The sequence below is a fragment of the Enterobacter sp. UPMP701 genome, from assembly GCF_053709515.1.
In genome coordinates, this window is sequence record NZ_JBSKJN010000001.1 from 320480 (window position 1) to 332242 (window position 11763).

General features: G+C 54.6%; 11 protein-coding genes. 9 read left to right on the plus strand and 2 right to left on the minus strand.

Annotated features, from left to right (window positions below; translation table 11 throughout):
* Position 1: 1 nt before the first annotated feature.
* On the minus strand, positions 2 to 3112 hold the full coding sequence (gene rne / locus ACWKXT_RS01540) for a ribonuclease E (RefSeq protein ID WP_454531498.1): 3111 nt from the start codon (positions 3110 to 3112) through the stop codon (positions 2 to 4).
* A 572-nt stretch (positions 3113 to 3684) separates the two neighbouring features.
* Here rne and rluC point away from each other — a divergent pair.
* The gene (rluC, locus tag ACWKXT_RS01545; RefSeq protein ID WP_454531499.1) at positions 3685 to 4632 is read left to right on the plus strand and encodes a 23S rRNA pseudouridine(955/2504/2580) synthase RluC; all 948 of its coding nucleotides are present in this window, start codon (positions 3685 to 3687) and stop codon (positions 4630 to 4632) included.
* A 95-nt stretch (positions 4633 to 4727) separates the two neighbouring features.
* Here rluC and ACWKXT_RS01550 read toward each other — a convergent pair whose 3' ends face one another.
* Positions 4728 to 5312, minus strand: coding sequence for a Maf family protein (locus ACWKXT_RS01550; protein ID WP_454527217.1), 585 nt, complete (start codon positions 5310 to 5312; stop codon positions 4728 to 4730).
* A gap of 140 nt (positions 5313 to 5452) precedes the next feature.
* Between ACWKXT_RS01550 and yceD the strand changes: the two genes are divergently transcribed.
* The 8 genes from yceD to fabF all read left to right on the plus strand — a co-directional run bounded on the left by yceD (position 5453) and on the right by fabF (position 11655).
* Positions 5453 to 5974 (plus strand): 23S rRNA accumulation protein YceD, encoded by a 522-nt coding sequence (yceD, locus tag ACWKXT_RS01555; RefSeq protein WP_021240759.1) that lies wholly within the window; start codon positions 5453 to 5455, stop codon positions 5972 to 5974.
* A gap of 16 nt (positions 5975 to 5990) precedes the next feature.
* Positions 5991 to 6164, plus strand: a complete 174-nt coding sequence (gene rpmF, locus ACWKXT_RS01560; protein WP_003857964.1) for a 50S ribosomal protein L32 — start codon at positions 5991 to 5993, stop codon at positions 6162 to 6164.
* An 80-nt stretch (positions 6165 to 6244) separates the two neighbouring features.
* A complete protein-coding gene (plsX, locus tag ACWKXT_RS01565; RefSeq protein ID WP_454527216.1) occupies positions 6245 to 7279 on the plus strand; it encodes a phosphate acyltransferase PlsX in 1035 nt (344 codons plus the stop codon).
* Between the two features lie 6 nt (positions 7280 to 7285).
* Positions 7286 to 8239, plus strand: coding sequence for a beta-ketoacyl-ACP synthase III (locus ACWKXT_RS01570; protein WP_061098572.1), 954 nt, complete (start codon positions 7286 to 7288; stop codon positions 8237 to 8239).
* A gap of 15 nt (positions 8240 to 8254) precedes the next feature.
* Entirely contained in the window at positions 8255 to 9184 is a 930-nt protein-coding gene (gene fabD, locus ACWKXT_RS01575) for an ACP S-malonyltransferase (RefSeq protein ID WP_454531500.1), read from the plus strand.
* A 12-nt stretch (positions 9185 to 9196) separates the two neighbouring features.
* The gene (fabG, locus tag ACWKXT_RS01580; RefSeq protein WP_080327518.1) at positions 9197 to 9931 is read left to right on the plus strand and encodes a 3-oxoacyl-ACP reductase FabG; all 735 of its coding nucleotides are present in this window, start codon (positions 9197 to 9199) and stop codon (positions 9929 to 9931) included.
* 154 nt (positions 9932 to 10085) lie between these two features.
* Positions 10086 to 10322 (plus strand): acyl carrier protein, encoded by a 237-nt coding sequence (gene acpP, locus ACWKXT_RS01585; RefSeq protein ID WP_003857954.1) that lies wholly within the window; start codon positions 10086 to 10088, stop codon positions 10320 to 10322.
* A 91-nt stretch (positions 10323 to 10413) separates the two neighbouring features.
* Positions 10414 to 11655 carry a beta-ketoacyl-ACP synthase II gene (gene fabF, locus ACWKXT_RS01590; protein ID WP_032653212.1) on the plus strand — a complete coding sequence of 414 codons (1242 nt, stop codon included), beginning with the start codon at positions 10414 to 10416 and terminating at the stop codon, positions 11653 to 11655.
* The last annotated feature ends 108 nt before the right edge of the window (positions 11656 to 11763 follow it).

An 11763-nucleotide genomic window follows, 5' to 3' on the forward strand; every position in this document is an offset into this window, starting at 1 on the left:
GTTATTCAACTGACTGCGGACGGGTTGCTGGTGCAGTCGCCTTGTGCGTAGCACTGTGGCCGCCGGCAGCACCTTTACCATCGAAGTTGAATTCCGGGCGCACCCAGTCGCTGTGACGCGGCGCTTCAGGCACATACTCAGGCGCAGGAGCGCGAGTCATTGGTGCTGTCGCAACGTGAGCAGGCGCGGCAGCAACCTTAACCGGCGCTGGTTGCACTTCCGGCGCTTTCACGTCCTCAACAACAGGCTCAACCTGAATCTCAACGTCCTGAACAACCTCTTCGGTCGTTGTTTCAACGATGGTTTCAGCAGTTTCTTCCACTGCTGCTACAGGTTCAGCCTCTTCAGCGACTTCCTCAGCCACCACGGCATCTTCTTCGGCAATCAGCTGCGGTGCGGCATCAACCGGCGCGGCAATCACTTCTGGATGGGTGGTTTCCACTTCTACTGCATGAGGTGCTTCAGCTTCTACAACCTGAGGTTCAACCACGGTTGCTGCTTGAGTCTCGACGTTTTCTACCGCTACTACTGGTGCAATTACCTCTTCAGCCACAGCCTGTTCTTCAACAACCTGCTCCGGGCGAGCAACCGGATAACGGATCCAGACTTTACCGGATGCCATTTCAGGTGACGCGCACGCCACGGTCATTGGCATTGGGGACTGCGTCGGGTAACGCTCGTCACGGTAGCGACGACGACGCTGACCACTCACGCGCAGATGACGCGGAGAGCGGCGTGAGCGACGCGGCATACCCGCGTTGTCACGGTTTTCACCGTTTTCATCCTGCTCAACATGCGTTTCCACTACGGCTGGCAGGTCAACTTTCGCAACCTGCGTACCCGTTGCGGTTTCTGCTGCTTCTGCCGCTACCACTACGGTTTCTTCTGCCTGAGCAGCGCCGATGCGCACTTTCTGTGCCAGCTGGCGCTGCTTACGGCGCGGCATTACCTGAGTACGCTCTTCCTGCTCGCCGTCCTGCTGTTCAGCAGGCTCTTCGCGGTTCAGGTTTTTAACTTCCTGCTGCGCCTGGCGCTTCTCGTCGTTACGACGACGGTTGCGTTCGCGGCGTGGCTGCTGCTCGTCGCGCTGTTTGCTCTTCTCAGACTCATCGCCCGCCTGCTGGCGAATTTCACGATCCTCAACATTCTGCTGTTGTTTCTCGCGACGGTTGCGACGGTTGTCTTCGCGTTGCTCACGGCCTTCGTTATTCTCAGAACGGCTATCACGACGCTCGCTGCGGTCACCACGATCGTTACGATCATTGCGGTCGCGGCGGTTGTTCTGACGCTTACGGCGGTCCTGCTGACGTTCAGGTCTGGCGGCTTTTGGTTCTTCTTTCGGCTGCTCTGGCTGCACTTCTTCGCCAGCAAACATCTTCTTCAGCGCGCCGAAGAAGCGGCTCAGCAGACCCGGTTGCGCCGGCTGGGCTTTCGCTGTCGCGACTTCTGGTTTCTGTGCGGCAGGTTTTGCCGCCGGTTTTTCCAGGGCCGCTTCCGGTGGTGCTTCTGGCATGATGAAGGTTGCTAACGCAGGCTGCTCTGGCAGTTTGCGCTCGGCAGGTTCTTCATCGGAAGGCAGCGCCATCTCTTCTTCATGCAGCTTCGGCAGCAGGTAGCTGAGGGTGCTGGTCTCTTCGCCTTTACGGACACGCAGCACGTGATAGTGCGGGGTTTCCATCTGGTCGTTTGGCACGATGATGCAGCGAACGCCGCCCTGACGCGCTTCAATGGCACTTACCGCTGCACGTTTTTCGTTCAGCAGGTAGGAGGCAATCGGCACAGGAACAATCGCGTGAACCTCTTTGGTGTTCTCTTTCAGCGCTTCTTCTTCAATCAGACGCAGGATAGAGAGTGACAGAGATTCGTTATCACGCACGGTACCGGTGCCGGAGCAGCGCGGACAAACGTGATGGCTGGACTCACCGAGTGACGGGCTCAGACGCTGACGGGACATCTCCAGCAGGCCAAAGCGTGAGATATGGCTAATCTGGATACGCGCCCTGTCCTGACGCACCGCTTCGCGCAGACGGTTTTCAACCGCACGCTGGTGGCGAACCGGGGTCATGTCGATGAAGTCGATAACAATCAGACCACCCAGGTCGCGCAGGCGGAGCTGGCGGGCGATTTCATCAGCGGCTTCGAGGTTAGTGTTGAAGGCCGTTTCTTCGATGTCGCCGCCGCGGGTTGCACGCGCGGAGTTGATGTCGATAGCGGTCAGCGCTTCGGTGGTATCAATAACGATAGAACCGCCGGACGGCAGGCGCACTTCACGCTGGAAGGCGGACTCGATCTGGGATTCGATCTGATAGTGGCTGAACAGCGGGATTTCACCGGTGTACAGCTTAATTTTGCTGGTGAAATCCGGACGACCCAGCGCGGCGATGTGCTGGCGAGCCAGCTCAAGCACTTTCGGGTTATCGATCAGAATCTCACCGATGTCCTGACGCAGGTAATCACGGAAGGCACGCACGATAACGTTGCTTTCCTGGTGGATCAGGAACGGAGCAGGGCGGCTTTCTGCGGCTTTCTGGATAGCTTCCCAGTGCTTCAGACGGAAGCTCAGGTCCCACTGCAGCGCTTCGGCAGATTTGCCCACGCCCGCGGTACGCACGATAAGCCCCATGCCATCCGGCAGCTCAAGACTTGCCAGCGCTTCTTTCAGCTCGGTACGGTCATCACCTTCGATACGGCGAGAGATGCCACCCGCGCGCGGGTTGTTTGGCATCAGCACCAGATAGCTCCCCGCCAGGCTGATAAAGGTGGTCAGTGCGGCACCCTTGTTGCCGCGCTCTTCTTTATCAATCTGAACGATAACTTCCTGACCTTCACGCAGAACATCTTTGATGTTTGGGCGGCCATGGGCGTTGTAGTTTGCAGGGAAATATTCGCGGGCGATTTCTTTCAGAGGGAGGAAACCATGACGCTCAGCACCGTAATCGACAAATGCAGCTTCAAGGCTTGGTTCAATGCGGGTGATTTTACCTTTGTAAATGTTCGCTTTTTTCTGTTCGTGTCCAGGACTTTCGATATCCAGATCGTACAGGCGCTGCCCATCCACAAGGGCGACACGCAACTCTTCTTGCTGAGTTGCGTTGATTAACATTCTTTTCATCGTAACTTACTCGTTATTCTTACATTGACGACAAAGCTGCGGGCAAGGTGACGCTTTCCGGGGTATGAACCGATGGCCTCGTGTCTGTTCACGTCGCCAACCTCACGGTTGTCGCTCGCTTAAGAGGCGCAGAGTGTCGGTTGCCTGTGTTTCATACGGAAACACAGCGCAATTATCAGGGGAATTGCCTGGGTAGAACTCTCCAGAAAACAATCCTTATACCGGGAAGTACTGCAACCCGCAGCCCGCTAACTGCCTGAAAGATCAATACGTCTTACGCCATTGCTGCGTGGATGATCGGTCAGACAAAATTGGTCATTCCGTCGACATCCTTACAAAACCCGGATTTAACGCGGAAAACAGCCTCATTATTCCACTGCTCGCCGGGTTATAGCAAGATGACTTTTACCAATTATCACCCGGTTACTCACAGTTTCTTCACCTCAAGGTGGTGATTGGTTTAATAACCACCAAATCGATTGCGTGAAACGGGGCGCAGGCCGGATAAAAGTAAATATAAGCATAGAAAAATGAGTGGCGCTAATGGCTGACGATATTTAGAATCGCCAACCATGAAAACAGAGACTCCAGCCGTAAAAATGGTTGCTATCGCGGATGACTACGCGGGGCAACGCATCGATAACTTCTTGCGCACCCAACTGAAGGGCGTGCCGAAGAGTATGATTTATCGCATCTTGCGTAAGGGCGAGGTGCGGGTGAATAAAAAACGCGTGAAGCCTGAGTATAAGCTTGAAGCCGGTGATGAAGTGCGTATCCCGCCGGTGCGCGTGGCTGAACGTGAAGAAGAGGTGGTTTCGCCGAAGCTGCAAAAAGTGGCCGCGCTGAGTGACGTCATTCTTTATGAAGATGACCACATCCTTGTGCTGAACAAACCGTCAGGGACAGCCGTACACGGCGGCAGCGGCCTGAGCTTTGGCGTGATAGAAGGGCTGCGCGCGCTGCGCCCGGAAGCCCGTTTCCTTGAGCTGGTGCATCGTCTCGACCGGGATACCTCCGGCGTGCTGCTGGTGGCGAAAAAGCGCTCTGCGCTGCGTTCTTTGCATGAGCAACTGCGTGAAAAAGGGATGCAGAAAGATTATCTGGCGCTGGTGCGCGGTCAGTGGCAGTCCCACGTGAAGGTGGTGCAGGCGCCGCTGCTGAAGAACATTCTGCAAAGCGGCGAGCGCATTGTCCGCGTTAATCAGGAAGGGAAACCGTCTGAGACGCGTTTTAAGGTTGAAGAACGCTATGAGTTTGCCACGCTGGTGCGCTGCAGCCCGGTAACGGGACGTACCCACCAAATCCGCGTGCATACGCAGTTTGCAGGCCATCCGATTGCGTTTGATGATCGCTATGGCGATCGGGAATTTGATAAGCAACTGGCCGGTACGGGTCTGTCGCGTCTGTTCCTGCATGCGGCCGCGCTGAAGTTTACCCATCCTAATACCGGTGAAATCATCCGTATTGAAGCGCCGCTGGATGAGCAGTTGAAACGCTGCCTGAAGGTTCTGCGCGGCTAAGGTAAACGTCAAACGGCAACGAATGTTGCCGTTTTTAATGTTTGCACCCTCTCCCTGTGGGAGAGGGCCGGGGTGAGGGCATCAGGCCGCAAAGGTCACACCGTCAACGGATTACACTCTTCTCGCCTTAACATCTGGCACAGCGCAATCAATGGCAGCCCCACCAGCGTGTTCGGGTCTCGCCCATCCAGCTTGTCGAACAGTGCAATTCCCAATCCTTCACTTTTAAAGCTCCCTGCGCAGTTTAGCGGACGTTCCCGGCGCACGTAATCCATAATCTCCTGCTCGCTGAGATGGCGGAAGTGTACGTCGAACGGCTCGCATTCGGTTTGCAGATGACCGGTGGCGGAGTTATAGAGCGCCAGGCCGGTGTAAAAGGTCACGATAGTGCCCCGCGCACGCAGAAGCTGCTGGCAGGCATTCTCCTCCGTATGGGGCTTGCCGGTGATTTCGCCGTCCAGCACGCAAACCTGATCGGAGCCTATAATCAAATGGGCAGGATAACGTGCGGCCAGCGATTGCGCTTTCTCCTTAGCGAGGCGGGTCACCAGATGACGCGGTGCTTCGCCCGGTTGTGGCGTCTCATCAACGTCCGGCGCGGCGCATTCAAACGGGATCCCGAGCTTTTCCAGCAGCATTCGACGGTAGGGAGAAGTGGAAGCAAGGACGAGATTTGGCATATTTTTATCACCAGATATAGCGTATCGATGCCAGCCATTTTAAACTACAGGCCGCAATGTGTGCGAATAATTGGCAAAAGGCAGCTCTGGTTGCCTTTTTCTTTGACTCTATGACGTTACAAAGTTAATATGCGCGCCCTATGCAAAAGGTAAAATTACCCCTGACTCTTGATCCGGTTCGTACGGCTCAGAAACGCCTCGATTACGAAGGTATCTATACTTCCGATCAGGCTGAGCGTATTGCCGAATCCGTAGTCAGTGTGGACAGTGATGTAGAATGCTCCATGTCGTTCGCTATCGACAACCAGCGTCTCGCCGTTTTAACCGGTGATGCAAAGGTAACGGTAACGCTCGAGTGTCAGCGTTGCGGGAAACCGTTTGTACAGCATGTTCACACAACGTATTGTTTCAGTCCGGTTCGTTCTGACGAACAGGCTGAAGCACTCCCGGAAGCGTATGAGCCGATTGAGGTTAACGAATTCGGTGAAATCGATCTTCTGGCTCTGGTTGAAGATGAAATCATCCTCTCCTTGCCAGTGGTTCCGGTGCATGATTCTGAACACTGTGAAGTGTCCGAGGCGGACATGGTCTTTGGGGAACTGCCTGATGAAGCGCAAAAACCAAACCCATTTGCCGTATTAGCCAGCTTAAAGCGTAAGTAATTGAGGAGTAAGGTCCATGGCCGTACAACAGAATAAACCAACCCGTTCCAAACGTGGCATGCGTCGTTCCCATGACGCGCTGACCGCAGTTACCAGCCTGTCTGTAGACAAGACTTCTGGTGAGAAACACCTGCGTCACCACATCACCGCTGACGGTTTCTACCGCGGCCGCAAGGTTATCACTAAGTAATCGCGCGAAAGCGTGATTAGGCTTAGTGAGGATTTCCCCGTGCAAACGGGGAAGTTACCGAACCAGGCTGCGACGATACCTTGACACGTCTAACCCTGGCGTTAGATGTCATGGGGGGAGATTTCGGCCCTTCCGTGACAGTGCCTGCAGCATTGCAGGCACTGAATTCTAATTCGCAACTCACACTTCTTTTAGTCGGCAATCCCGACACAATCACGCCATTACTTGCAAAAGCTGACTTTGAACAACGTTCGCGTCTGCAGATTATCCCTGCGCAGTCAGTTATTGCCAGTGATGCGCGCCCCTCTCAGGCTATTCGCAATAGCCGCGGCAGTTCTATGCGCATCGCGCTGGAACTGGTAAAAGAAGGGCGAGCGCAGGCTTGCGTCAGCGCCGGAAATACCGGTGCGCTGATGGGGCTGTCGAAATTATTGCTCAAGCCGATTGAAGGCATTGAGCGCCCGGCGCTGGTGACGGTATTACCGCATCAGCAGAAGGGGAAGACGGTGGTGCTCGATTTGGGCGCTAACGTGGATTGTGATAGTACCATGCTGGCTCAGTTCGCCGTGATGGGGTCGGTGCTGGCAGAAGACGTGGTCGGGATCAGCAATCCCCGCGTTGCGTTATTGAATATTGGTGAAGAAGAGACCAAAGGCCTGGACAGCATTCGCGAAGCTGCTGAATTGCTCAAACAGGTTCCCTCCATCAACTATATTGGTTATCTCGAAGCCAATGAGTTGCTGACGGGAAAAACGGATGTTCTGGTGTGCGATGGCTTCACCGGAAACGTAACGTTGAAGACCATGGAAGGGGTCGTGCGCATGTTCCTCTCTCTGCTGAAGTCTCAGGGAGAAGGTAAAAAAAGCGCCTGGTGGTTGATTTTATTGAAGCGTTGGTTACAAAAAAGCCTGACGCGGCGATTCAGTCACCTCAACCCCGACCAGTATAATGGCGCCTGTCTGTTAGGATTGCGCGGCATCGTGATTAAGAGTCATGGGGCCGCCAATCAGCGAGCATTTTCTGTCGCCATTGAACAGGCAGTGCAGGCGGTGCAGCGACAAGTCCCTCAGCGGATTGCCGCTCGCCTGGAATCTGTATTAGCTAAAAGTGACTGAGCGTACATGTATACGAAGATTTTAGGTACCGGCAGCTACCTGCCAAAACAAGTGCGTACCAACGCCGATCTTGAAAAAATGGTAGATACGTCTGACGAGTGGATTGTCACGCGCACAGGTATCCGTGAACGTCGTATCGCCGCGCCAGACGAAACCGTGTCCACCATGGGTTACGAAGCCGCACAGCGTGCTATCGAAATGGCGGGCATCGATAAAGAAGAGATTGGTTTGATCGTGGTCGCCACGACGTCTGCCACGCATGCTTTCCCAAGCGCAGCGTGCCAGGTGCAGAACATGCTCGGTATTAAAGGCTGCCCGGCGTTTGACGTTGCCGCCGCGTGCGCAGGCTTCACCTACGCGCTGAGCATTGCCGATCAGTATGTTAAATCTGGCTCTGTCAAATATGCGCTGGTTATCGGTGCTGACGTGCTGGCGCGTACCTGCGATCCAACCGATCGCGGAACGATCATTATTTTCGGTGATGGTGCCGGTGCGGTGCTGCTGGGGCAGACCGAAGAGCCGGGTATCATCTCCACGCATCTGCATGCCGATGGCCGCTACGGCGAGCTGTTAACGCTGCCTAACGCCGATCGCGTTAATCCGGACAGCTCCATTTACCTGACCATGGCGGGTAACGAGGTGTTCAAAGTGGCGGTGACTGAGCTTGCGCACATTGTCGATGAGACGCTGGAAGCGAACAACCTTGAACGCACCGCGCTGGACTGGCTGGTGCCGCATCAGGCAAACCTGCGTATCATCAGCGCCACCGCTAAAAAGCTGGGCATGTCGATGGATAACGTTGTGGTGACGCTGGATCGTCATGGCAACACCTCTGCGGCGTCGGTACCGTGCGCATTTGATGAAGCGGTACGCGATGGACGAATCAAACGGGGCCAGCTGGTCTTGCTTGAAGCCTTCGGTGGCGGGTTCACCTGGGGTTCCGCGCTGGTTCGTTTCTAGGATAAGGAATAAAAAATGACGCAATTTGCTTTTGTGTTCCCGGGCCAGGGTTCTCAAACCGTTGGGATGTTGTCTGAAATGGCAGCAAACTACCCGGTAATTGAAGAGACTTTTCGTGAAGCTTCTGACGCGCTGGGTTATGATCTGTGGGCACTGACCCAACAGGGGCCAGCCGAAGAGCTGAACAAAACCTGGCAGACTCAGCCAGCGCTGCTGACCGCGTCCGTTGCGCTGTGGCGCGTATGGCAGCAGCAGGGTGGTAAAGCGCCAGCGCTGCTCGCGGGTCATAGCCTGGGTGAATACTCTGCGCTGGTGTGTGCCGGTGTGATCGCGTTTGCTGACGCGGTGCGCCTGGTAGAGCTGCGCGGTAAATTCATGCAGGAAGCGGTGCCAGAAGGCACGGGCGGTATGTCTGCCATCATCGGCCTTGATGATGCCGCGATTGCAAAAGCGTGTGAAGACTCCGCCGAAGGTCAGGTGGTTTCTCCGGTTAACTTCAACTCGCCGGGCCAGGTCGTTATTGCCGGTCATAAAGAAGCGGTTGAGCGTGCCGGCGCTGCCTGTAAAGCTGCTGGCGCAAAACGCGCTCTGCCGCTGCCGGTTAGCGTGCCATCGCACTGCGCGCTGATGAAGCCCGCTGCCGAGAAACTGGCGGCTGAGCTGGAAAAAATTACCTTTAACGCACCGACGATTTCCGTTGTGAACAACGTCGATGTGAAATGCGAAACCGCGCCGGAAGCGATCCGTGACGCACTGGTTCGCCAGCTCTACAGCCCAGTACAGTGGACCAAAACCGTTGAGTTTATGGCCTCTCAGGGCGTTGAGCACCTGTATGAAGTCGGTCCTGGTAAAGTCCTCACCGGTCTGACAAAACGTATTGTTGACACCCTGACTGCCTCGGCGATTAACGAGCCGGAAGCGATGTCAGCGGCACTCTCGCAATAAAAGAGGAATACCATGAGTTTTGAAGGAAAAATCGCCCTGGTGACTGGCGCAAGCCGCGGTATCGGGCGCGCAATTGCTGAAACACTGGTTGCGCGCGGCGCGAAAGTGATTGGTACAGCAACCAGCGAGAAGGGCGCTCAGGCTATCAGTGAGTATCTGGGTGCGAACGGTAAAGGTCTGGTACTGAATGTGACCGAACCTGCATCTATCGAATCTGTTCTGGAAAATATTCGCGCAGAGTTTGGCGAAGTGGATATTCTGGTAAATAATGCCGGGATCACTCGCGACAACCTGCTGATGCGAATGAAAGATGATGAGTGGAACGATATTATCGAAACCAACCTGTCATCTGTATTCCGTCTGTCAAAAGCGGTAATGCGCGCTATGATGAAAAAGCGTCATGGTCGTATTATCACTGTTGGTTCTGTGGTTGGTACCATGGGAAATGCTGGTCAGGCTAACTACGCTGCGGCGAAAGCAGGTCTGATCGGTTTCAGTAAGTCGCTGGCGCGTGAAGTCGCGTCCCGCGGTATTACTGTAAACGTTGTTGCTCCGGGTTTTATTGAAACGGACATGACGCGTGCGCTGACCGATGATCAGCGTGCGGGTACACTGGCGGCAGTTCCGGCGGGTCGTCTTGGCGACCCTAAAGAAATCGCCAGTGCGGTTGCATTTTTAGCCTCTGACGAAGCGGGTTACATCACTGGTGAGACCCTCCACGTCAACGGCGGGATGTACATGGTTTAATCACGATCGAAAATATTTGCGTTATTAGGGTGAATGGCCTCAAAATAACGTAAAATCGTGGTAAGACCTGCCGGGATTTAGTTGCAAATTTTTCAACATTTTATACACTACGAAAACCATCGCGAAAGCGAGTTTTGATAGGAAATTTAAGAGTATGAGCACTATCGAAGAACGCGTTAAGAAAATTATCGGCGAACAGCTGGGCGTTAAGCAGGAAGAAGTTGTGAACTCCGCTTCCTTCGTTGAAGACCTGGGCGCAGATTCTCTTGACACCGTTGAGCTGGTAATGGCTCTGGAAGAAGAGTTTGATACTGAGATTCCGGACGAAGAAGCTGAGAAAATCACCACCGTTCAGGCTGCCATTGATTACATCAACGGCCACCAGGCGTAAGTGAACATCTCCAGGCGGTCATTCGACCGCCTGAGTTTTATCTTTTTTAGTCCCACGAATCTCTTTTTTTATCCCTCCCTGGAGGACAAACGTGTCTAAGCGTCGTGTAGTTGTGACCGGACTTGGCATGTTGTCTCCTGTCGGCAATACCGTAGAGTCCACCTGGAAAGCTCTCCTTGCCGGTCAGAGCGGCATCAGCCTAATCGACCATTTCGATACTAGCGCCTATGCAACGAAATTTGCTGGCTTAGTAAAGGATTTTAACTGTGAAGAGATCATCTCGCGCAAAGAACAGCGCAAGATGGATGCCTTCATTCAATATGGAATTGTCGCTGGCGTTCAGGCCATGCAGGATTCTGGCCTTGAAATTACGGAAGAGAACGCAACCCGTATCGGCGCCGCAATCGGCTCCGGGATTGGCGGTCTTGGCCTGATCGAGGAAAACCATACATCTCTGATGAATGGCGGACCGCGTAAGATCAGCCCGTTCTTCGTTCCGTCCACGATTGTTAACATGGTGGCAGGTCATCTGACCATTATGTTCGGTCTGCGTGGGCCAAGCATTTCTATCGCAACCGCATGTACGTCTGGCGTACATAACATCGGCCAGGCCGCGCGCATCATTGCGTACGGCGATGCAGATGCTATGGTTGCGGGCGGTGCTGAAAAAGCCAGTACCCCGCTCGGTGTCGGTGGCTTCGGCGCGGCACGTGCGCTGTCTACCCGTAATGATAATCCTCAGGCGGCGAGCCGTCCGTGGGATAAAGATCGCGATGGCTTCGTGCTGGGCGACGGTGCGGGCATGATCGTACTGGAAGAGTACGAACATGCGAAAAAACGTGGCGCGAAAATTTATGCTGAAGTCGTAGGCTTTGGTATGAGTAGCGATGCGTATCACATGACGTCTCCACCGGAGAACGGCGCGGGTGCTGCGCTGGCGATGGAAAATGCGATTCGCGATGCGGGTATTACCCCAGCACAGATTGGCTACGTTAACGCGCACGGCACTTCTACGCCTGCAGGCGATAAAGCTGAAGCACAGGCGGTTAAGTCTATCTTCGGTGAATCTGCCAGCCGCGTAATGGTGAGCTCCACGAAATCCATGACCGGTCACCTGTTGGGTGCGGCGGGTGCAGTAGAGTCCATCTACTCCATCCTTGCGCTGCGCGATCAGGCTGTACCGCCAACCATCAACCTGGATAACCCGGATGAAGGTTGCGATCTGGACTTCGTGCCTCACGAAGCGCGTCAGGTTAGCGGTATGGAGTACACCCTGTGTAACTCCTTCGGCTTCGGCGGTACTAACGGCTCTCTGATCTTCAAAAAGGTCTGAGTCTGACTGCACGATAGCTATTAAAAAAGGTCCGCTTGTCGGGCCTTTTTTATTAAGCGTAATCCCCTTGTCCGGTTAAAGACATCCTGCCAGACTTAGCCACCACGC